We start from the raw sequence: 21,431 nt of genomic DNA, 5'->3' as shown, positions 1-21,431 counted from the left end.
CGCACAGCTTCCGCGCCGGGGCGAGATCCCGCTTCACGCTTCTCAAAGCGGCCGAGGCATGCTATCGCCCCGCTGCATTGCCGCTCACCGCGCCGCCTCGCGCGGACGGGTTCTGGGAAACCGGTATCCGGTGTGCGTTGCGATCGGCGGGTGTAGCTCAATGGTAGAGCAGCAGCCTTCCAAGCTGAATACGAGGGTTCGATTCCCTTCACCCGCTCCAACTCCTCTCCCCGATTCGCCGCACCGCCAGCCCTGAAGTCGGGATGCGGGCCGCCTAACGGAGTTGGGCCTCAGACCGCCGGCGTTCGAAGCGGATCGTAGGTCGCGCGGTAGCTGCGCGGGCCGACGACCGGGAGCAGCAGATTCCTCACCCAGTCCGGTAACCGCGCCGTGCGCGACAGGCGATCCGTCATCTGCTGGACATGCTCGACGCGCGGGCGGCGCAGGCGCTCGTAGGCCGCTCCGACACCAGTCCAATCGCTTCGCTCCGCGAGGAGGCGGGCTAGCACCAGCGCATCCTCCAGCGCGAGCGCCGCGCCCTGGGCCCAGACCGGCGCGGTGGCATGTGCCGCATCACCCAGCAGGACGATGCGGTCGCGGGTCCAGGCGGGGATGCGGACCTCTTCCAGGGGCGAGTGATAGATCGCGTCCGGTCGCGAGAGGGCGGCGTCGAGCGTGTCCCGTACGAGGCGGGGAAACGGGGCGAACGCGCCGCGGATCGACGCCGGGTCGGCGCTGCCATCCCGGTCCATGCCGGCCGAGACCCAGCCATAGGCCTCGTCGCGATCGACCGGGATCAGCAGGAACAGGGCCCCGGCCCCGGCCCATAGGGTCCAGGCCTCGATGCCCGGATTGGGCGCCATGAAGCGCCAGCTCTGACGCGCCAGCATTGCGGCGCCGAGCGCCTGATTGCCGAACAGGCCGCGGCGGACCGTCGAATGCACGCCGTCGGAACCGACCAGCAAGCCGCCCGATTCCGTGGCGCCATCCTCGAGTTCGACCTCGACCTTCTGCGACGTCTGCCGGACGACGGCGAGTTCGGCCCCCTGCCGAATGTCGTCCGACGGCAGGCCGCGCTGCAGCAGGCGCAGCAGGTCGGCGCGCCGCAGGCAATGGGAGACGGTCTCGGCCCCCCAGAAGGCGGTCTCGTCCACGGCAAAGAGGAGGCGCCCGCGCTCGGTCCGGTACTCGCGACGGCGCACCGGCGAGCCGGTCTCGCGCAGCGCATCGAGCAGACCGAGTTGCTGCAACGCGCGCACCGCATTGCCGGGCAGGTTGATCGCGAGCCCCGCATCCGCCTGCACGCGCCGCCGCTCCAGCGTGAGCGACGGAATGCCCTGCTGATGCAGGGCCCGCCGGACGGCGAGCCCGGCGATGCCACCACCGGCGATCAGCACCCGGCCGGCCTGTTGCGTGTCCATACGGCTGCGCGCCCTTCCTACCCATGGGCCGGTGCCGGCCTCACGGCCCTGCCCGGTCTCGGCAGCCGGATCGACGCCGGTTCGCGCTCCGCTGCAAGCCCGCGCCTGTCTTAGCCGTGGCCCGGCGCCCGGTTCAGTGCGGCGCCTCACTTTCCCGACGCGTCTCGTAGGGCCATTTCCAGCCCTGGATCTCCGGCAGATCCTCGCCGTACTCGCGGATATGGAGCTTGTGCGCGGTCAGGCGGTCTCGGAATTCCTGCTTGGCCCGCGCCGCCCGGGTGACCAGCCCCGGCACCCGGTCGATCGCCTCGATGGCGAGGTGGAAGCGGTCGAGCTCGTTCAGCACCACCATGTCGAAGGGCGTCGTCGTGGTGCCCTCCTCGATGAAGCCGCGCACATGCATGTTGGCGTGGTTGGCCCGCGAGTAGGTGAGCCGGTGAATGAGATAGGGATAGCCGTGATAGGCGAAGATCACCGGCTTATCGCGGGTGAAGAGGCTGTCGAACTCGGCATCCGACAGCCCGTGCGGATGGTCCCGATTCGATTGCAGCGTCATCAGGTCGACCACGTTGACGACACGGATGCGCAGGCCCGGCACGGCCCGCTTCAGCAGGTCGACGGCGGCCAGAGTTTCGAGGGTCGGCACGTCGCCGGCGCAGGCCATCACGACATCGGGCTCCAAGCCGCTCTCGTCGGTGCCTGCCCAGTGCCAGATACCGATGCCCGCCTCGCAATGCAGCCCGGCCTCCTGCGCGTTGAGCCATTGCGGCTGCGGCTGCTTGCCGGCCACGATCACGTTGATGCGGTCGTAGGTCTTCAGGCAGTGATCGGCGACCCAGAGCAGGGTGTTGGCGTCCGGCGGCAGGTAGACCCGGACGATGTCCGACTTCTTGTTGGCGACGAGGTCGATGAAGCCGGGGTCCTGGTGGCTGAAGCCGTTGTGATCCTGCCTCCAGACATGGGAGGTCAGCAGGTAGTTGAGCGAGGAGATCGGTCGTCGCCAGCCGAGCTCGCGCGACACCTTCAGCCACTTGGCGTGCTGGTTGAACATCGAATCGACGATGTGGATGAACGCCTCGTAGCAGGAGAACAGGCCGTGGCGGCCGGTGAGGAGGTAGCCTTCAAGCCAGCCCTGGCAGAGGTGCTCGCTCAAGACCTCCATCACCCGGCCCTCATGGGCGAGGCTCACGTCGTAGGGCTCGATGTTCTCGATCCAGACCCGGTCGGTCGCCTCGAACACGGCATCGAGCCGGTTCGAGGCCGTCTCGTCCGGGCCCATGATGCGGAAGTTGCGCGCCTCGGCGTTGAGCCTGACCACGTCGCGCAGGTAGTGCCCGAGCGTGCGCGTCGCCTCGCCCAGGGCCGCGCCGGGCTGCGGCACTGCCAGGGCGAAGTCCTGCCAGCGCGGAAACCGCAATTCCCGGCGCAGAAGACCGCCATTGGCGTGCGGGTTCGCGCTCATGCGGCGATTGCCCTGGGGGGCGAGGGCGGCGAGTTCGGGCAGCAGGCGACCGGTCTCGTCGAAGAGCGTTTCGGGCGCGTAACTGCGCATCCAGTCCTCAAGGATCTTACGGTGTCCGTCATCGGTGCGGGCGTTGCCCACCGGCACTTGGTGGGCGCGCCAGAAGCCCTCCACCCGCTTGCCGTCGACGGTCTTCGGGCCGGTCCAGCCCTTGGGGCTGCGCAGCACGATCATCGGCCAGCGCGGGCGGCGGAAGCCCATGCCGCCCCCGCGTGCCTCGGCCTGGATGTCCCGGATGCGATCCACGGCGCGCGCGAGCGTCTCGGCCATGGCCCGGTGCATCGGTTCTGGCTGGTCGCCCTCGACGAAGAACGGCTCGTAGCCGTAGCCGGTGAACAGAGCTTCCAACTCGTCGTCGCGCATCCGGCCGAGCACGGTCGGGTTGGCGATCTTGTAGCCGTTGAGGTGCAGGATCGGTAGCACTGCGCCGTCGGTGACCGGGCTCAGGAACTTGTTGGAGTGCCAGGAAGCCGCGAGCGGTCCCGTCTCGGCCTCGCCGTCGCCGACGACGCAGGCGGCGATGAGGTCGGGATTGTCGAACACGGCCCCGAAGGCGTGGACCAGGGCGTAGCCGAGTTCGCCGCCCTCGTGGATCGAGCCCGGCGTCTCGGGCGCGACGTGGCTCGGGATGCCGCCGGGGAACGAGAACTGCCGGAACAGTTTCCGCATGCCCTCCGCATCCTGCGAGATCTCCGGATAGACCTCGCTGTAGGTGCCTTCGAGATACGTGTTGGCGACGATCCCGGGGCCGCCATGGCCGGGTCCGCAGATGTAGATCGCGTCGAGGTCGCGCGCTTTAATCACCCGGTTGAGGTGGACGTAGATGAAGTTCAGGCCCGGGGTGGTGCCCCAATGGCCGAGAAGGCGCGCCTTGATGTGCTGCGGCTCCAAGGGCGCGCGCAGCAGCGGATTGTCGAGCAGATAGATCTGTCCGACGGAAAGGTAGTTCGCCGCCTGCCAGTAGCGGTCGATCAGGGCGAGTTCCGCGCCGTCCAGCACGGCGGCCGGTCGCTGCGCAGTCGTGGGCTCGGTCATGGGGCTTCTCCTGGCTGGCGGGGCGCTTGACGGTGCGGCCCATCGGGTGACGGCCGGATCGCGGGGCGGGCGTGGCGTCGGTCAGACTCCGAAGATCACGCGGCGGAAGCGGGTGAGGGCGAAGGCGAAGTAGATGCTGCCCAGGGCAGCGAGGGCGAGCAGCTGCGGCCAGACGACGGACAGGCCTGCGCCGCGGTAGAGGACGGCCTGGGCGAGCGCGACGAAGTGCGGCGTCGGGCTGACCGTCTGCACCACGATCTGGAGCCAGAACGGCATGCTTTCCATCGGCGTGCTGCTGCCCGAGAGCAGCTGCATCAGCAGCAGGATCGGGATCACCAGCAGGCCGAACTGACCCATGGAGCTCGCGATCGTGCCCAGGAGAATGCCCAGCGCGGCCACCGCGAGGGCGTAGAGGCCGGCTCCGAACAGGAAGAGCGGGATCGAGCCGCTGATCGGCACGCCGAGCCACCCTTCCACGACGAAGACCAGTGACAGGCCGGCGCCGATGAGGATGACGAGCCCGTTGGCGATCACCTTGGCGAGCATGATCTCGACCGGGACGAGCGGCATCACCAAGAGGTGCTCCACCGTGCCCTGCTCGCGCTCGCGGATCAGCGCGGCGCCGGTGAGGATGACGGTCAGCAGCGTTATGTTGTTGATCACCTGCATCACGGAGGTGAACCAGCTGGTCTGGAGGTTCGGGTTGAACTTGGCGCGCGTCACCACCTGCACGGGGGCGGTGTCGGTGAGGTCGCTGCGGGCGGCGAAGCGGGCGACCTCCTGGGCGATGATGGTCTGGAGGTAGATCGAGCCGTTGCCAGCCTGGGTCATCGCCGTGGCATCGACGCCGAGCTGGACCTCGGCCGGACGGCCGGACAGCACGTCCATCTGCAGGCGCGGCGGCAGCTCGATCACGAAGACGAGCCGGCCGGTATCCATGGCGGGGTCGATCTCGGCCGGGGTGAGGGCAACGACGCTCTTCACCAGCGGCGGGTTGAGCGCGCTCATGATCTGCCGCGACAGGTCGGATTGATCCTCGTCCACCACGCCGACGGTCAGGTTGCGCACCTCGGTCGAGGCGCCGGAGGCGACGGAGTGGACGGCGAAGGTGAAGGCGTAGACGACGAGGAACAGCATGACCGGATCGGCCCGAATGCTGCGCAGCTCCTTGACGATGAGGCGGAACAGGTTCGCCGCATGCGTTCCGAGGCCGATGCGGAACGGCGCGGGCGCAGCCCGGTCCGGGGTGGCGGGTTGTTCCATCTCACGCCTCCTGCTTGCGCAGGAGCAACTGCGACAGGATCAGGAACAGGAGCGCGAAACCCGCCAGCACCAGGATGTTGGGCACGAGTTCGGAGAAGGGCAGGCCCTTGGTGAAGGTGCCTGCCGTGACGGGCTGGTACCAGGCCGGCGGCAGCGAGAGCCCGATCACCCGGGCGCTGCCCGACAGCGACGAGATGGGGACCAGGAGACCGGAGAAATTGACGGCCGGGATGATGGACAGGAGCGCGGTGGCGAAGACCGCCGCAACCTGAGTCTTCATGAAGGTCGAGATGAACTGCCCGAAGCCGGTCGTCGCCACGACATAGAAGAACGTCCCGAGGACGAGCGCGGCGAATGAGCCTTTGACGGGCACGTCGAACACGAACAGCGCCACGAGCACGAGCAGCCCGAAGCTCATCATGGCGATGCCGATATAGGGAAGCTGCTTGCCCAGCAGGAACTCGAACTTGGTGACCGGCGTCGAGCGGAAGTTGGCGATCGAGCCGGTCTCCTTCTCGCGCACCACGGCGATGGCCGACATGATCGCCGGGATCAGGATGAGCAGCAGCATCATCACGCTCGGCACCATGGCGTTGACGCTGCGAAAGGCCTGATTGTACCGGAAGCGCGTCTCGACGCTGACCCGCGTCGATGACGGGTCGATGCCCAAGCGCTCCACGGCGAGCTGGTGGGCGTACTGGTTTGCCAGGCCGGTGACATAGCCTCGGCTCGTCTCGGCCCGGAACGGCATCGCCCCGTCGAGCCACACCGCAATCTCCGGAGCGCGTCCGGACTGGAGGTCGCGGCCGAAGCGAGGCGGGATTTCCAGTGCGATCTGCACGCTGCCATTGCGGAAGCGCTGGTCGAGTTCGGTCGCGGAGCGGATCGGCGCCTGCTCGCTGAAGTAGCGCGAGCTGGTGAAGGCATCGACGAGCTGACGGCTTTCGGGCGTGTTGTCCTGGTCGAAGGCCGAGAAGCGCAGGTTCTCCACGTCGAAGGAGATCCCGTAGCCGAAGGCGATCATCAGCAGGATGGGGCCGATGAAGGCGAAGGCGATGCGGATCGGATCCCGCAGCAGCTCCATCGTCTCGCGTCGGGCATAGGCCCAGAGGCGCCTCGGATCGAAGCGGTGGCCGCGTGCGGCCGCATGGGGCGGGGCGGGCACGGTGTCCGGCCCCACCGCCGCCTTTTCTCCCGCCTCCATCCCCGCCTTCTCGGCTGCCTTCGGGTCGAGCCCGGCGGCCTCGGCCAGATAGTCGATGAAGCACTGTTCCAGCGAGGTGCTGCCGCGCCCCCGCACCAGCTCGGCCGGCGTGCCGACCGCCAGCACTCGGCCGGCATGCATCAGCGAGATGCGGTCGCAGCGCTCCGCCTCGTTCATGAAGTGCGTGGAGAGGAAGATCGTGACGCCCTCATCCCGCGAGAGGTCGATCAGCGTCCGCCAGAAGGCGTCGCGGGCGATCGGGTCGACTCCCGAGGTCGGCTCGTCGAGGATCAGCATCGCCGGCCGGTGCAGCACCGCCACCGCGAGCTGCAGCCGCTGCTTGATGCCCAGAGGCAGGCTGTCGGGCCGCGCGTTCTTGACCGGATCGAGCTCGTAGCGCTCGAGCAGCTCCTTGATCCGGACCGGGCGGTCGTGCGGCGGCAGGTGGTAGAGCTGGGCGTGCAGTTCGAGGTTCTGCAGCACCGTCAGCTCGCTGTAGAGCGAGAAGGCCTGCGACATGTAGCCGACGTTGCGGCGCGTCTCCATGTCGTTGTCGCCCACGGGATGGCCGAACAGCTTCGCGCTCCCCTCCGAGACCGGCAGGAGGCCCGTGAGCATCTTCATCGTGGTGGACTTGCCGCAGCCGTTCGAGCCGAGAAAGCCGAAGATCTCGCCGCGGGCGATGCGGAAGCTGACGTCGTCGACGGCGGTGAAGCTGCCGAAGCGCCGGGTCAGGTGCTCCGCCTCGATCGCCGGCACCGCATCGAGCCGCGGTGGCCTTGGTTTCAGCACCACGGGCCGGTGCTGGGCCTGCTTCTCCGCCGGGAGGAGCGCGATGAAGGCGGCCTCCATATCGGGCTTGGCCGTTCGGGCCAGCAGCTCGGCCGGGCTGCCGCTCGCGATGACGTGGCCGTCATCCATCGCGATCAGCCACTCGAAGCGCGAGGCCTCGTCCATGTAGGCGGTGGCGACGACCACGCTCATGCCGGGCCGCCCGGCCCGGATCGAGCCGATCAGCTCCCAGAACTGCCCGCGCGAGAGCGGATCGACGCCCGTTGTCGGCTCGTCGAGGATCAGCAGGTCGGGATCGTGGATGAGCGCGCAGCACAGGCTGAGCTTCTGCTTCATCCCGCCCGACAGCTTGCCCGCCGGGCGCTCCTCGAACGGGTCGAGGCCGGTCGCGGTGAGCAGGTCGGTGATGCGCCGCCGCCGCTCCGACGCCCCCTGGCCGAACAGGCGGCCGTGGAAGTCGATATTCTCGAACACGCTCAGCGTCGGGTAGAGATTGCGGCCGAGCCCCTGCGGCATGTAGGCGATGCGCGCCGCCTCCCGCGTGCGGTGGCGCCGCTGGGCCATGTCGCCGCCGAGCACCGTCACGCGGCCCGTCTGGATCCGGCGCACGCCCGCCACCAGCGCGAGCAGCGTCGACTTGCCGACGCCGTCCGGCCCGATTATTCCGACCATGCGGCCGGCGGGAAGATCGAGCGACACGTCGTCGAGCGCGCTCGTTCCGCCGTAGCGATGCGAGACGTGTTCGAGCCGGGCAATGGCGGCCGCGTCGCTCATGCCGCCCTCACGGCAGCTTCACGGCGAGGTCGGCGGGCCATGGAACGTCGGCCTTGGTGCGCACGAAGCCCATTCCACGCACACCCGTCTTCACCCGCTGATGGTACTTCTTCAGCACCTTCGGATCGATCTGGAGCTTGATCCGGAAGGTGAGCTTCTCCCGCTCCTCCTCGGTCTCGACGCTTTTGGGGGTGAACTGCGCGTCGGCGGCGACGAAGCTGATAGTGGCCGGGATGACGTATTGCGGCACGGGATCGAGGACGATGCGTGCGTCGTCGTTGAGCGCCAGCGGCCCGGCCTGCGCGGCCGGCAGATAGATCGTCATGTAGACGTCGGCGAGGTCGAGCAGCGTCAGGATGCGGGTGCCGGCGCCCACCACCTCGCCCTCCCGCGCCAGCCGGTACTGCACCCGCCCGTCGCGGGGGGCCCGCAGCACGAGATCGACCAGCACGGCCTGGAGCCGCTGCACGTCGGCCTCGGCGCTCTCGACCGCGAACTTCGCCTGATCTTCCTGCGCCTGGGCGGCTTCGAGCCCTGCCTTGGCCGCCTCGGCCTTGGCCTTGCGCTGGTCGAAGATCTGCTTGGTCAGGTAGCCCTTGCCGACGAGTTCCTTGCCGCGGTTGAAGTCGGCCTCGGCGAAGGTGAGGTCGCTCTTCCGCTGGGCGATCAGGGCCACCGCCTCCGCGAGGCTCTTCTTGGCCCGCAGCACCTGGGCCTGTGCGCCGCGCAGCTGCGCCTCGGTCTCGGGCGAGGAGATCGTGGCGACGACCTGGCCCGCGCTGACCTCGTCGCCCTCCTTGACGAGCAGCTTGGCGATCCGGCCCGCATATTTCGCCGCGACATCGACCTGCGTCGCTTCGATGCGGCCGTTCGACTTGGCGATTCCCTCCGGCATCCGCTGCCCGCGCAGCCGGTCGATCAACTGCTTCAGGCGTGATTGCGCCAGGGCGGGCGGGGGCGCGGCGACGGCAAAGCCGGTGACGAGCAGGATCGCGAGAAGGCCCCCGCGCGCACCCGTGTTGAGCGCTGGCCGCCTCATGACGTCGCTCCTGCCGCGGTCCGGCCCAGCAGACGCAACGTGTGTCTCGCGATCATGCGCTCCTCGTCGGTCGGGATGGTCCAGATCTGCGCCCGGCTTCCCGCTTCATCGAGTCTTGCGATGCCGGAGCGGTTGGCGTCATTGCTCAGGATCAAACCCGCCCAGCCCAAATCGGCGACGATGCGCCGCCGGATCTCGGGGGCGTGCTCGCCGATCCCGGCGGTGAACACGAAGGCGTCGAGGCCGCCGAGCGTCACCGCCAGCGCCGCTGCCGCCTGCGCCACCCGCCGGCAGAAGAAGGCGACGGCCATGGCGGCCTCGGGCCGTTCGCTCGCCAGCAGGGTGCGCACGTCGTTGCTGAGACCGGACAGGCCGAGCAATCCGCTCTCGTGGTAGAGCATGTGCCCGACCTCGGACGGCGTCATTCCCTTGTGCTCGATGAGGTGGAGCACGGCGCCGGGATCGAGCGCGCCGCAGCGCGTACCCATGGGCACACCGTCGAGGGCGGTGAAGCTCATGGTGGTTTCCTCGCTCCGGCCCGCTTTCAGGGCGCAGAGCGAGGCGCCGGAACCGAGATGCGCCACGACCACGCGCCCCTCCGCCGTCTCCGGCGACAGCTCCCGCAAACGCCCGGCGACGTACTCGTAGGACAGCCCGTGAAACCCGTAGCGCCGCAGGCCCTCGTCATGGAGGAAGCGGGGCAGGGCGAAGCGGTCGGACAGCTCCGGATGGCCGCGGTGGAAGGCGGTGTCGAAACAAGCGACCTGCGGCAGGTCGGGGCGGCGCTGCCGAAGCACCCGGATCGGATCGAGGTTGCCGAGCTGGTGCAGCGGTGCCAGCGGGATGAAGGATTCGAGCGTCCGCAGCACCGCGTCATCGACCAGCACCGGCTCCGAAAAATCCGGTCCGCCATGGACCACCCGGTGTCCGACCGCAACGATCGGTTCGCCGGGGCGATGGTTAGTGAACCAGTCGGCGAGATGGTGCTGCGCGGCGGAGGCATCGGGGACGTCGGCCGCCTCGAAGCGGCGGGTCACCGCGACGGCACCCGTTCCATCCTCCACCGTGAACACCGGCGAACTGCCGATCCCGCTCATCCCTCCGCTCAGCAGGGGAGCGAGATCCGCGTTGTCGATGCGGTAGAGCTTGAACTTGATCGATGAGCTGCCCGCATTCACGACCAGGATGCTGTCGCCCATCTCAGCCCCGCGCCGGAGCCGATTTTCGAAGCGCCGGTGCCAATGCCGTCAACGTCGCCCGCCCCGGCCCGGCATTGCGCCTCAAGAGCCGGCCGCCGCGGACCTCCGGGATCGATGCGATGCGAAACCCCATCGGATCTGCTCCATCCATCGGCAGCCTGCGCGGCCGAGTTTGACGGTGTCGATCGAAGCTGCCCAAGGATTTCAATATTTTCCCCGATCGTGCAAATGATTATCGGTTCTCAGACGCAGATCGCTGAAAAATCTCGATAGAGCCCCGGAGATTTTAGCATAACAAATGATATCGTATCGTCAAATTCGTTAGAGATGTTCGTGTCATCCGAACGTCAACACCGGTTGACACCGTATGGTTGCGTTGATTGTATGAAGTCATCGATCATGAGCGCTCAAGCTAGGCTTGGTTGCCAGGATCGACCCTGCTCAGGTTGCATCCTCGCGGGGTGCGCGGGCGCTGCTCCCATACCGTAGTGGGTGTGACGGCCAACCTCTTTAGGCGGGTGGAAGGCGCCCGTTGCCGATGATCCGTGACGGGACACTGCCCTTCGTCGCCGTCGAGCCGGCATCCCCCGAGACGGAACGAAGGGACGATCGATGCTTCGCCCGCGCCTGAACCCACCGACCGATATCTTCCCTCCGAATCCGTGGGCCATCGAGGCTGTCCGCTACGTGCGGGAATTGGTGCAGGACTTCACCGGGCAGGCGGAGACGATGTTCGCCCTGTCGAACGGCTATCTCGGGATCCGCGGGATTATCGACGAGGGAACACCGGTCCGAGAGGCGGGCACCTACCTCAACGGCTTCTACGAGCATCGCCCCATCTCGTACGGCGAGCGCGCCTACGGCTTCCCCACGGTCGGACAGAGCATCCTGAACTGCCCCGACGGGACGGTCATGTCGCTCTCGGTCGACGACGAGCCCTTCATCCTGGTGGAGGCCGAGATCCTGTCCTATCGGCGCAGCCTGGATTTTCGAACCGGAACCCTGAACCGGGACGTGGTCTGGATGACTGCGGCGGGCAAGCGCCTGCGTCTGCGGACGGTTCGCCTCGTCTCTCTCGCCCACCGCCATCTCGCCGCGCTCGAATACGAGCTCACGGCGGAGAACGCCGAGGCGGAGGTGGTGATCGCCTCAGAACTGCGGAACGACCAACCGCTCGCCGCCGACACCAGCGACCCGCGTCTCGCGGAGGGGTTCGTCGGCCCGGTCCTGCACCCGACCGGATCGCGGGCCGAGGCGCTGCGCGCCATCCTCAGCTATCGCACCGCGAGTTCAGGGCTGGCGCTCGGCTGCGGCATGGATCACGTGGTGACGGCCGATTGCCCGGTCGCCACCAAAGCGGCCTGCGACGACGATCTTGCCCGCATCCTGTTCCGCGCGACCCTCGCGCCCGGGCAGACGATCCGCATCCACAAATACCTGAGCTACCACTATTCCGGCGACACGGCGCCCGAGCCGATCCGCTCCCAGGTGGCATGGACGCTCGACCGTGCGGTGGAGACAGGCTTCGCATCGATCCGCGCGCGCCAGCACGCGGATGTCGACCGATTCTGGCAGCGCGCCGACGTGCAGGTTGATGCCGGTGACGCCAGTAACGTGAGGCTGCAACAGGCGATCCGCTGGAACCTGTTCCAGTTGATGCAGGCCTCCGAGCGGGCGGAGGGGCATGGGATCCCCGCTCGGGGTCTGACCGGGCGGACCTACGAAGGGCACTATTTCTGGGACACCGAGATCTACGTCCTGCCGTTCCTGATCTTCACCAACCCGCCAATGGCGCGCAGTCTGCTCAAGGTGCGCTACGATATGCTCGACAGCGCCCGCGACCGGGCTCGCGAACTCCGGCATCGCGGCGCGATGTTTCCCTGGCGCACGATCAACGGGCGGGAGGCCTCCGCCTATTACGCGGCGGGAACGGCCCAGTATCACATCAACGCCGACATTGCCTTCGCCCTGCGCCAGTACGTCGAAGTCAGCGGTGACGTGGATTTCCTGCACCGCTACGGCGCCGAGATCCTCGTCGAGACCGCCCGCCTCTGGTGCGACCTCGGCTTCTTCTCGGACCGTATGGGCGGGCGATTCTGCATCCACGGTGTGACCGGGCCGGACGAATACACGGCGATCGTCAACAACAACTGCTACACGAACCTGATGGCGCGGGAGAACATGCGCTACGCCGCGGAGGTCGTGCGGATGCTGGAGCGCGACGATCCCGAAAGCTTCGCGAATCTCCTGCGCCGCACGGGCCTCGACCCGGACGAGCCGGAAGCCTGGAATCAGGCGGCGGAGCGGATGTACCTGCCCTACGACGAGCGGCTGAAGGTGCATCCACAGGACGATGCCTTCCTCGATCTGGAGCGATGGGACTTCGCCAACACACCGGAGGATCACTACCCGCTTCTGCTGCACTATCATCCGCTGAACCTCTATCGTTCGCAGGTGATCAAGCAGGCCGATATGGTGCTGGCCATGTTCCTGCTGAGCGAGCATTTTACCACCGAGGAAAAGCGACGAAACTTCGAGTATTACGATCCTCTCACGACCCACGATTCGTCGCTGTCCGTCTGCATTCAGAGCATCGTCGCGAACGAGATCGGGCTGCGCGAGAAGGCAATCCACTACTTCTACTTCGCGCTGGCGATGGACCTGTCCGATATCGGCGGCAACATGATGCACGGCGCCCATATCGCCGCGATCGGCGGCACATGGCTCGCGCTCGTCTACGGCTTCGCGGGGCTGCGCGACACCCGCGGGCGGATCTCCTTCCGACCCTGCCTGCCCGCGACCTGGAACCGGATGAGCTTCACGCTCCGGATCCGCGGACGGGTGCTCCGGGTCGAACTCGACCACGTCGCAGCGACCTACCGACTGATCGAGGGCGAGGACCTGACCCTATGGCATGCCGAAGACTGCGTCCGCCTGTCATCGGCCGCGCCTTCGGCGACGCGAGCGATCCGCCCGCCGCCCGGGGGCGGCCATGAACCGGGGTCCTGAGGCCGTGCCGGAGAGGCTGCAGGCGGTCATCTTCGACGTCGACGGCGTGCTGGTCGATTCCCCTCACGAGCAGGCTTGGCGCGAGGCGCTCGCCGAGTTTGCCGACCCGTCAGATTTCACCACGGCCTTCTATCAGGCTCATGTCGCGGGCAAGCGGCGGCTGGAGGGCGCCCGGGCGACGCTCGAGCGTCTCGGCGGGGCCGGGGCAGCCGCTCATGCCGCCGACTTCGCGCGGAAGAAGCAGGCGGTGATCGACCGGCTGATCGAACAGGATCGCTTCGAGGCGTTTCCCGACGCGATCCGTCTCGCGGTGGCGCTCAGAGAAGCGGCTCTGCGCACGGTTCTCGCCTCGTCCTCGAAGAACGCCGACGCGATGCTGGCCCGCGTGATCCTGCCCGACCGCCGCACGCTGTTGTCTCTGTTCGATGCCGACGTGAGCGGCCGCGACGTCCCGCGCGGCAAACCCGATCCGGCGCTGTTCCTGCTCGCCGCCTCGGCCGTGGGCGCGTCTCCCAACCGCTGCCTCGTCGTCGAGGATGCACCGGCTGGAATCCGTGCGGCGAAGGCCGGCGGCATGGCGGGACTTGGCATCGCACGGCTCGGCGACGCGGCGCTGCTGCGGGCGGCCGGGGCCGACCTCGTTCTCACCTCGCTCGATCAGCTCGATGTGAGTGCCGTGCCGAGCGGCGTCTTGCGCCCCCGATCCGGAGCGGAGCCGCACCGCTAGCGCATCGTGCTGGATATCGGATCCAGCACGATGCGCCAGGGATCTGTTTTTGCATCATCTTTTTCCGAAAGCTGCAAACCACCTTTCGGGATGATGCTCTAGTTCGGCATCCGCTCGCAGATCGCCGTGACGGAGGTCGGAAACATCCTCGGCGATTGCCCGGAAGCGGTCCGAGGGCGGCAATTCAACAGGGAATCAGATGCTCCCGGAGCGTCCATTCGGGCGCACCGGGACGGCCCTTGCGGGGGCAGGTCACGGGTTGCGCAGGGCCGGGACCGTCTTCGGCGAGCCGAGATCGTAGGTCTTGTTGCGCAGGGGATCGAGCCGCGTGCCCTCGGAGGCGTCGAAGGCCTTCGGACGCGCTCCGCCCGTGCCGTCGGCGGCTGCGCCGTCGAGCGCCACGTTCGAGCCCGGCGCGTAGGCGGAGGCGCGGCCCGGATTGGTGCCGGGCTGACCGGAGGGCTGGCCCGCATTGGGCTCGGCGGTGTTCGGATCGACCTTGTCGACGGCGGCGGGATCGGCCTGCTGCGACTGCTGGCGGGCGCGCTCCACCTGGCGCCAGCGGGTCACGTTGCGTTGGTGACCTTCCAGCGAATCGGCGAAGGCGTGGCCGCCGGTGCCATCGGCGACGAAGTAGAGGTCCTTGGTGCGCGACGGATTGGCGACCGCCTCCAGCGCCGCCCGGCCCGGATTGGCGATCGGCCCCGGCGGAAGGCCCTCGATCACGTAGGTGTTGTAGGGGGTCGGCCGCTCGATCTCCGAGCGCAGAATGCCGCGCCCGAGGGTGCCGCGCCCGCCGACGAGGCCGTAGACGATAGTCGGATCGGATTGCAGCTTCATCCGCTTCTGCAGGCGGTTGACGAACACGCCGGCCACCCGCGGCCGCTCGTCGGCGCGGCCGGTCTCCTTCTCGACGATGGAGGCCAGCGTCACCATCTCGGCCGGCGTCTTCACCGGCACCTCGGCGCTGCGGCGCTGCCAGATCTGGTTCAGCACCTCGCGCTGCTTGGCGCGCATCAGGTTGAGGATCTGCTGGCGGGTGGCGCCGCGCTCGAACTTGTAGGTGTCGGGCAGGAGCGAGCCCTCGGGCGGCGTCTCGGCGATCTCGCCGGACAGCACGTCGTTGTCGTTGAGGCGGGCGACGATCTGCTCCGAGGTCAGACCCTCGGGGAAGGTGATGGCGTGCTGGACCTGACGCCCGTTGGTCAGCGTCTCGATCGTGTCCTTCACGCTGGCATGAGCCTTGAACATGTACTCGCCATGCTTGAGCGGCCCCCTGCCGCCGAAGCGGGCGGACATCTCGAACAGGCTCGGATGCTCGATCACGCCCTCGCGGGCGAGAATGCTGGCGATTTCCGAGGTGCCGCTGCGATTGGGAATCACCACGACCTTGTCGGCGGGGAGCGGCCCCGGCTCGGACGCTTGGCGGTTGAGCAGGGTGAGGCCGACGAGGGCACCGAGCGCCAGCACCACGCCCAGCGTCAGGAACCCGCTGATGGTGGCGAGCAGTCCGCCGCGGCGGCGCTCGGGCTTCTCGGGCGGGGGAGGGGCGACGGTCGGCTTGATCGCCTCGCTCGGGCTACGCGGCGAGGGCCGGTTCGGCAGCGACGGCTCCTCGGAAGCGGGCGGCGGAGACGGCGGATCTTGTCGTCTGCGAAACATCCGGAATCCTGCTGTGGCCCTTTGCGGCGCCCCGCTCAGAAAGTCTTTCCCCGGTTGCCGGGCGGTCGCCGAGCGTTCGAAGGATCGAGCCTGGAGCGTCTCTCACAAAGTCTCCGCCCAGCCGAGGGCCGGGCGTTTTGCGAGGCAGTGTAAGCTGTTTTGTGGCGAAATGGCGTTGCCTGCGGCCGGCCCGCCACACGCTGCGTCCCGTCGCAGGAACCGTGCTCGTCAGCCGACCCGGCGCATCAGCAGCGAGGCGTTGGTACCGCCGAAGCCGAAGGAGTTCGAGAGCACCGTATCGACGCGCTTGCGCTTGGCCTCGTGGGGCACGAGGTCGATGGCGGTCTCGACCGACGGGTTGTCGAGGTTCAGCGTCGGCGGCATCACGCCGTCGCGGATCGCCAGCACGGAGAAGATCGCCTCCACGGCGCCGGCCGCGCCGAGCAGGTGGCCGATCGCCGACTTGGTGGAGGACATCGACGCCTTGGAGGCGGCGTCGCCGAGCAGCCGCTCGACCGCCTTCAGCTCCAGCTCGTCGCCGAGCGGCGTCGAGGTGCCGTGGGCGTTGATATAGTCGATCTCGGACGGGTCGATCCCGGCGCGCTTCACCGCGGCCTTCATGCAGCGGTAGCCGCCGTCGCCGTCCGGGGCGGGCGAGGTGATGTGGTAGGCGTCGCCCGACAGGCCGTAGCCGATCACCTCGGCGTAGATCTTGGCGCCGCGCGCCTTGGCGTGCTCGTACTCCTCGAGCACGACGATGCCGGCGCCTTCGCCCATGACGAACCCGTCGCGGTCGCGGTCGTAGGGACGCGACGCCTTGGTCGGCTGGTCGTTGAAGCCGGTGGAGAGCGCGCGGCAGGCGGCGAAGCCCGCCAGCGACAGCCGGTTGACCGGCGCCTCCGTGCCGCCCGCCACCATGACGTCGGCGTCGCCCAGCGCGATCAGACGGGAGGCGTCGCCGATGGCGTGCGCACCGGTGGAGCAGGCGGTGACGACCGCGTGATTCGGTCCCTTCAGCCCATGCTGGATCGAGACCTGCCCGGAGGCGAGGTTGATGATGCGGCCGGGAATGAAGAAGGGCGAGATGCGCCGCGGACCCTTCTCGTGCAGGGTCACGGAGGCATCGTAGATCGTGCCGATGCCGCCGATGCCGGAGCCGATCAGGACGCCGGTGGCCTCCTGATCCGCGTCGGATTTCGGGTGCCAATCGGCGTCGTCGAGCGCCTGGCCGGCGGCAGCCATGGCGTAGACGATGAACGGATCGACCTTGCGCTGCTCCTTCACCTCCATCCACTGGTCGGGGTTGAAGGTGCCGTTGGAGCCGTCGCCGAAGGGCAACGTGCAGGCGATCCGGCAGGCGAGATCGTCGGTCTGGAAGGCGATGACCGCGGAGGCACCGCTGTCACCGGCGATGAGGCGGCTCCAGGTATGCTCGACGTTGCCACCCAGAGGCGACACCATCCCCAGACCCGTGATCACCACCCGACGCATTGCCTGATCCCAACGATCCGCTCAGTCCGCGAAGGACTCATTGTTCGTCCCGGGGGACGATGACGGTTTCGAAACATGGTGGCGCGCGGGGCCTTGTCGACCCCGCCCGCGCGAGGACACCGCCTTAGGCGGAGTTCTTCTCCAGGAACTTGATCGCGTCGCCGACCGTCTGGATGGTCTCGGCCGCGTCGTCCGGGATCTCGACGTTGAACTCCTCCTCGAACGCCATCACCAGCTCGACGGTGTCGAGGCTGTCGGCGCCGAGATCGTCGATGAAGTTGGAGGCCTCGGTGACCTTCTCAGGCTCGACGCCCAGGTGCTCGACGACGATCTTCTTCACGCGCTCGGCGATATCGCTCATCGTTGTTGGTCCTCGTCTTCTCGATCGTGATGGTGTGTGCTTCTGACGAAAGCGCCGTGGCCGCCTTCCCGCTCCGGGGATTTTTCTGGACGGCCGGTGTTCGATCGCGCGTGGTTTGGAAAAGCCGCAACCCGCTGAACCGTCAACTCCCCTGCACGGCTGAGCCGGGTGTTAACACAGGGTTTCCGCTCTGGCGAGGGGCGGTTCAGAAAGCATTCATCGCCGTGGTTTTCCGGACAGAACACCCCTTTGTGGACGGTCTCAGTACATTGCCATGCCGCCGTTGACGTGGAGCGTCTGCCCCGTCACGTAACCCGCTTCTTCCGAGGCGAGATAGACCGCCGCCGCGCCGATCTCGGCCGCGGTGCCGAGCCGGCCCGCGGGAACGCGGGTCAGAATCGTCTCGCGCTGCTTCTCGTTCAGCGCGTCGGTCATCGCCGACGCGATGAAGCCCGGCGCGATGCAGTTGACCGTGATGCCGCGGGTGGCAACCTCGGCCGCCAGCGCCTTCGTCATGCCGACGAGTCCGGCCTTGGCCGCCGCGTAGTTGCCCTGTCCCGGATTTCCGGTGGCGCCGACCACCGAACCGATGCCGATGATGCGGCCGTAGCGGCGCTTCATCATTCCTCTGAGCGCGGCGCGCGACAGGCGGAAGGCGGCGGTGAGATTGACGTTGAGAACCGCCTCCCACTCCTCGTCCTTCATCCGCATGAAGAGGTTGTCGCGGGTGATGCCGGCATTGTTGACCAGGATGTCGAGCCCGCCGAGCGCCGATTCGGCAGCCGGCAGAAGGGCCTCGACGGCGTCCTTGTCCGCGAGGTTGGCCTCGACCACCGCCACGCGTTCGCCGCCGAGCTCCGCCGCTACCTCATCGAGGACCGCCCGGCGGGTGCCGGACAGAGCGACATGCGCACCCTGAGCATGGAGCGCCCGGGCGATCGCCCCGCCGAGCCCGCCGGTTGCGCCGGTGACGAGGGCCTTGCGGCCGGTGAGGTCGAACATGCTGTCGGCTCTTCTGATTGGGAGAAAGGTCAGGCGTAGGCGGCGACGTCGTCGGGCGTGCCGACCGCGCTGGCGGCGGCACTCGGTGCGATCCGCTTGACGAGACCGGTCAGGACCTTGCCGGCGCCGAGTTCGAAGAAGCGATCGACGCCGGCCTCCGCCATGGCGGCGACGCTCTCGGCCCAGCGCACGGTTCCGGTGACCTGGGTCACCAGCGCGTCGCGGATCGCGTCCGGCTCGGTGAGCGGGCCGGCGGTGACGTTGGCGTAAACGGGAACGACCGGCGCCTTCATCGTCACTTCGGCCAGCGCGCCGCGCATCGCCTCCGCTGCCGGTGCCATCAGGGCGCAGTGGAAGGGGGCGGAGACATTGAGAAGGACCGCCCGACGCACGCTGCGTCCCTGAGCCAGTGCCATCGCCCGCTCGACGGCCTCCCGGTGACCGGAGAGGACGACCTGGCCCGCGCCGTTGTCGTTGGCGACATCGCAGACCGTGCCCTGCGCCGCCTCTTCGGCGATATCGCGCGCGGTCGCGAGGTCCGGACCGAGCAGGGCGGCCATGGCGCCGACGCCGGGAGCCACTGCCCGCTGCATCGCCTCGCCGCGGATGCGCAGCAGGCGGGCGGTGTCCGAGATCGAGAAGGTGCCGGCGGCGGCGAGCGCCGAGTACTCGCCGAGAGAGTGGCCGGCCACGAAAGCGGCGTCGCGGGCGAGATCGAGGCCGCGCTCGGCCTCCAGGGTGCGCAGCACCGCAAGGCTCGCCGCCATCAGCGCCGGCTGGGCGTTGGCGGTCAGCGTGAGCTCCTCGGAGGGACCCTCGAACATCAGCCGCGACAGGTTCTGGCCGAGCGCCGCATCGACCTCCTCGAAGACCTGCCGGGCGGCCGGGAAGGCGTCGCTCAGCGCCTTACCCATACCGACCGCTTGGCTGCCCTGTCCCGGAAAGATGAAGGCTCGCGTCATGACGTCCCGTCGCCTCGGCACCGGGACGGGTGCCCCGGCGCATCGGGGTCGCGCCCGCCGTCACGCCGCACGCGCGCAGCCACGAGACGGACTGCCGCTGACCGGGATCGTCGGGAGACCCTGTTTAAGGTGCGGCGCAGTCGCATCACGTGCGGCACCTGTCAACAATGCGCTGCACAAGATCAGATCGGCGAAAAACCCAAGCTCGACCGTAGATTACCGGCGCCGCCGGCAGAACCCCGCACGATTCCGCGCATTGACTGGACAGGCTTCGCGAGAAACCCGCCATGTTTCGCACGACCTTTCCCCAGGAGGCGGTCGGGCACGCCCATGCCCTGATCGGCGCCTACGAATCCGCCCATGCCGGACTCGCCCGGATCTCGCAGGAGTTCCGCCGCGACCTGTGTCTCACTCTCGACCGGCTCGGGCCCGGAGCGGTTCCGTATCTGCGCGCCGTGCGCAGCGATCTCGAAGGCCGCACCCTCGAGGCGCGGGCGACGTGGCCGCTCTGGATCGACCGGCTCACCGATCCGATGATCGACCGACGGCTGATCGCCTCCCGCGCCCTGCTCGACGCCGTCGAGAGGGAGGCGGACGCCCGCGGGATGATTCTCTAGTGCCCGGTTCCGCGCGGCGATAACCGCTGGCGGGAAGACGACGCTCGCACCGGTCCGAGCGGAGCGTCGGTCAGGCAGCGGCGCGCAGGCGCGTCCGGCGGGCCGAGCGTGACAGGTCGGCCTGCGCCCGGTCCAGCGCGGCGGCGACGCAGGCGGCAGCCCGCGCGACCTCGGCATCGGAATGCCCGGCGGTGACGTGCAGGCGCAGGCGCCCGGTTTCCTCCAGGCCGGCGAGATCGGCCAGCAGGCCGAACTCGGACAGATGGTGAGTGAAGCAGCGGGCACGCTCACCGAAGCCGATCTCGACGGAGACCGAGGTGCAGGGCTCGCCGCAAACGCTCAGAGCGCGCTCGCGCAGCGCCGTGCGCAGGTTCAGGACGTTGCGCATCAGCCGGGCACGGCGCTCGGAACCCTCGGCCACGCCGATGATGGCGAAGGCTTTGAGGATCACCGCAAGCTGGATCGGCGAGAGCGCCTGCTCGGTCTCGCCGGCCCGCAGGCACGCCGTCACCGCCCGGGTCCGGGCGGCCACGAAGCCGCCGTTCGAGGCAAAGCTCTTCGAGAAGCTACCGATCACCAGATCGGCCTTGCCGAGCATATCCTGAAGGCCGAGATGGCCGCGCCCGTCCTCGCCGAGGCAGCCCAGGTCCTGAGCCACGTCCACGAGGAGCGTCGCGCCGAACTCGTCGCACAGCGCCCGCAGGGCGGCGAGGTCCGGCGTACCGGAATCGAGCGGCGACAGGCTCTCGGTCACGACCAGGATACCGTTCCGCGCGTCTCGGGCGCGTATGGCCTGAAGACGGTCGCGGCAGTGATCCGCATCGAGGTGACGGAACGGCTGGAGGTTGTCGGTTGCGGCCTCGGCATCGTCCCGCAGGCCCCCGCGGATGGCGGCATCGATCACCACGTGGTCGGCCGGGCGCACGAGGCCGCGGATCACGGTCCGGGCGGCGGCGCGGCCGGTCGGGCAGAGCAAAGCCGTCTCCATCTGGAGGAAGTCGGCGATCCGACGCTCCAGGGCGACGGCGAGGCCGGGATCGCCGGCCTCGGCCGCGGCGCACACGCTGCGCACGCCGAATCGGCGCAGGACGTCGGCGGCGGCGGCCACGATCTCCGGATGGGTGGAGAGGCCGAGGCAATCCTGCGAGGCGAAGTCGAGGCCGCGCAGGGCGTGATCGTCGCCGAGTGCCGGCGCGCTCGGGAGGCGGCGAACGCCCTCCGCGGGCTGCTGGGTCGTCGCGTCGGTCTGCTCACGATATCTCATGCCATCCCGTCCGGTGCCGCGTCGTTACAGGCAGAACTGTCGGTCCGGCCGGCTTGCCATCGCGTTAAACGGCGCCGGTGTAGGAAA

At 68.5% G+C, this 21,431-nt stretch carries 15 protein-coding genes and 1 tRNA gene; 4 read left to right on the top strand and 12 right to left on the bottom strand.

Annotated elements, in window-relative coordinates; genetic code table 11:
- Positions 1-146: 146 nt before the first annotated feature.
- Positions 147-220, top strand: a tRNA-Gly gene (locus MPPM_RS02805).
- Between the two features lie 70 nt (positions 221-290).
- Here MPPM_RS02805 and MPPM_RS02800 read toward each other — a convergent pair.
- From MPPM_RS02800 to MPPM_RS02775, 6 genes are all read right to left on the bottom strand, one after another.
- Positions 291-1,421, bottom strand: coding sequence for an FAD-dependent monooxygenase (locus tag MPPM_RS02800; protein ID WP_096483747.1), 1,131 nt, complete (start codon positions 1,419-1,421; stop codon positions 291-293).
- A 133-nt stretch (positions 1,422-1,554) separates the two neighbouring features.
- A complete protein-coding gene (locus MPPM_RS02795) occupies positions 1,555-3,978 on the bottom strand; it encodes a phosphoketolase family protein (protein ID WP_096483745.1) in 2,424 nt (807 codons plus the stop codon).
- An 81-nt stretch (positions 3,979-4,059) separates the two neighbouring features.
- Entirely contained in the window at positions 4,060-5,241 is a 1,182-nt protein-coding gene (locus MPPM_RS02790; protein WP_096483743.1) for an ABC transporter permease, read from the bottom strand.
- Between the two features lies 1 nt (position 5,242).
- Positions 5,243-8,011 (bottom strand): ribosome-associated ATPase/putative transporter RbbA, encoded by a 2,769-nt coding sequence (gene rbbA / locus MPPM_RS02785; protein WP_096483741.1) that lies wholly within the window; start codon positions 8,009-8,011, stop codon positions 5,243-5,245.
- A 7-nt stretch (positions 8,012-8,018) separates the two neighbouring features.
- Positions 8,019-9,050 (bottom strand): HlyD family secretion protein, encoded by a 1,032-nt coding sequence (locus MPPM_RS02780; RefSeq protein ID WP_096483738.1) that lies wholly within the window; start codon positions 9,048-9,050, stop codon positions 8,019-8,021.
- The gene (locus tag MPPM_RS02775) at positions 9,047-10,249 is read right to left on the bottom strand and encodes an acetate/propionate family kinase (RefSeq protein ID WP_096483736.1); all 1,203 of its coding nucleotides are present in this window, start codon (positions 10,247-10,249) and stop codon (positions 9,047-9,049) included. The genes MPPM_RS02780 and MPPM_RS02775 overlap by 4 nt, the downstream gene beginning before the upstream one ends.
- 612 nt (positions 10,250-10,861) lie before the next feature.
- Here MPPM_RS02775 and MPPM_RS02770 point away from each other — a divergent pair.
- Entirely contained in the window at positions 10,862-13,258 is a 2,397-nt protein-coding gene (locus MPPM_RS02770; RefSeq protein WP_096483734.1) for a glycoside hydrolase family 65 protein, read from the top strand.
- Complete coding sequence (locus tag MPPM_RS02765) at positions 13,242-13,985, top strand: HAD family hydrolase (RefSeq protein ID WP_096483732.1); 744 nt, start codon at positions 13,242-13,244, stop codon at positions 13,983-13,985. The genes MPPM_RS02770 and MPPM_RS02765 overlap by 17 nt, the downstream gene beginning before the upstream one ends.
- A 252-nt stretch (positions 13,986-14,237) precedes the next feature.
- Here MPPM_RS02765 and mltG read toward each other — a convergent pair whose 3' ends face one another.
- The 5 genes from mltG to fabD form a co-directional block, all read right to left on the bottom strand.
- Positions 14,238-15,647 carry an endolytic transglycosylase MltG gene (gene mltG, locus MPPM_RS02760; protein ID WP_096483730.1) on the bottom strand — a complete coding sequence of 470 codons (1,410 nt, stop codon included), beginning with the start codon at positions 15,645-15,647 and terminating at the stop codon, positions 14,238-14,240.
- A gap of 228 nt (positions 15,648-15,875) precedes the next feature.
- Complete coding sequence (gene fabF, locus MPPM_RS02755) at positions 15,876-17,138, bottom strand: beta-ketoacyl-ACP synthase II (protein ID WP_096483727.1); 1,263 nt, start codon at positions 17,136-17,138, stop codon at positions 15,876-15,878.
- A gap of 124 nt (positions 17,139-17,262) precedes the next feature.
- Entirely contained in the window at positions 17,263-17,499 is a 237-nt protein-coding gene (locus MPPM_RS02750; RefSeq protein ID WP_003599981.1) for an acyl carrier protein, read from the bottom strand.
- A 261-nt stretch (positions 17,500-17,760) separates the two neighbouring features.
- Positions 17,761-18,501, bottom strand: a complete 741-nt coding sequence (fabG, locus tag MPPM_RS02745) for a 3-oxoacyl-[acyl-carrier-protein] reductase (protein ID WP_096483724.1) — start codon at positions 18,499-18,501, stop codon at positions 17,761-17,763.
- 29 nt (positions 18,502-18,530) lie between these two features.
- The gene (gene fabD, locus MPPM_RS02740) at positions 18,531-19,463 is read right to left on the bottom strand and encodes an ACP S-malonyltransferase (RefSeq protein ID WP_096483721.1); all 933 of its coding nucleotides are present in this window, start codon (positions 19,461-19,463) and stop codon (positions 18,531-18,533) included.
- 287 nt (positions 19,464-19,750) lie between these two features.
- On the opposite strand from fabD, the gene MPPM_RS02735 reads away from it, so the two are divergent.
- Positions 19,751-20,080 (top strand): hypothetical protein, encoded by a 330-nt coding sequence (locus MPPM_RS02735; protein ID WP_096483719.1) that lies wholly within the window; start codon positions 19,751-19,753, stop codon positions 20,078-20,080.
- A 70-nt stretch (positions 20,081-20,150) separates the two neighbouring features.
- On the opposite strand, the gene MPPM_RS02730 is transcribed toward MPPM_RS02735, so the two are convergent.
- A complete protein-coding gene (locus MPPM_RS02730; protein WP_096483717.1) occupies positions 20,151-21,344 on the bottom strand; it encodes an aminotransferase class I/II-fold pyridoxal phosphate-dependent enzyme in 1,194 nt (397 codons plus the stop codon).
- Positions 21,345-21,431: the final 87 nt, after the last annotated feature.

The organism is Methylorubrum populi (assembly GCF_002355515.1).
GTDB lineage: Bacteria > Pseudomonadota > Alphaproteobacteria > Rhizobiales > Beijerinckiaceae > Methylobacterium > Methylobacterium populi_A.
This window is presented reverse-complemented; position numbering and strand designations above follow the sequence as displayed.

What these genes read in the sequence shown, in the direction of transcription:
- MPPM_RS02800 (WP_096483747.1), bottom strand. Translation starts at nt 1,421, where the DNA reads ATGGACACGCAACAGGCCGGCCGGGTGCTGATCGCCGGTGGTGGCATC.
- MPPM_RS02795 (WP_096483745.1), bottom strand. Translation starts at nt 3,978, where the DNA reads ATGACCGAGCCCACGACTGCGCAGCGACCGGCCGCCGTGCTGGACGGC.
- MPPM_RS02790 (WP_096483743.1), bottom strand. Translation starts at nt 5,241, where the DNA reads ATGGAACAACCCGCCACCCCGGACCGGGCTGCGCCCGCGCCGTTCCGC.
- rbbA (WP_096483741.1), bottom strand. Translation starts at nt 8,011, where the DNA reads ATGAGCGACGCGGCCGCCATTGCCCGGCTCGAACACGTCTCGCATCGC.
- MPPM_RS02780 (WP_096483738.1), bottom strand. Translation starts at nt 9,050, where the DNA reads ATGAGGCGGCCAGCGCTCAACACGGGTGCGCGCGGGGGCCTTCTCGCG.
- MPPM_RS02775 (WP_096483736.1), bottom strand. Translation starts at nt 10,249, where the DNA reads ATGGGCGACAGCATCCTGGTCGTGAATGCGGGCAGCTCATCGATCAAG.
- MPPM_RS02770 (WP_096483734.1), top strand. Translation starts at nt 10,862, where the DNA reads ATGCTTCGCCCGCGCCTGAACCCACCGACCGATATCTTCCCTCCGAAT.
- MPPM_RS02765 (WP_096483732.1), top strand. Translation starts at nt 13,242, where the DNA reads ATGAACCGGGGTCCTGAGGCCGTGCCGGAGAGGCTGCAGGCGGTCATC.
- mltG (WP_096483730.1), bottom strand. Translation starts at nt 15,647, where the DNA reads ATGTTTCGCAGACGACAAGATCCGCCGTCTCCGCCGCCCGCTTCCGAG.
- fabF (WP_096483727.1), bottom strand. Translation starts at nt 17,138, where the DNA reads ATGCGTCGGGTGGTGATCACGGGTCTGGGGATGGTGTCGCCTCTGGGT.
- MPPM_RS02750 (WP_003599981.1), bottom strand. Translation starts at nt 17,499, where the DNA reads ATGAGCGATATCGCCGAGCGCGTGAAGAAGATCGTCGTCGAGCACCTG.
- fabG (WP_096483724.1), bottom strand. Translation starts at nt 18,501, where the DNA reads ATGTTCGACCTCACCGGCCGCAAGGCCCTCGTCACCGGCGCAACCGGC.
- fabD (WP_096483721.1), bottom strand. Translation starts at nt 19,463, where the DNA reads ATGACGCGAGCCTTCATCTTTCCGGGACAGGGCAGCCAAGCGGTCGGT.
- MPPM_RS02735 (WP_096483719.1), top strand. Translation starts at nt 19,751, where the DNA reads ATGTTTCGCACGACCTTTCCCCAGGAGGCGGTCGGGCACGCCCATGCC.
- MPPM_RS02730 (WP_096483717.1), bottom strand. Translation starts at nt 21,344, where the DNA reads ATGAGATATCGTGAGCAGACCGACGCGACGACCCAGCAGCCCGCGGAG.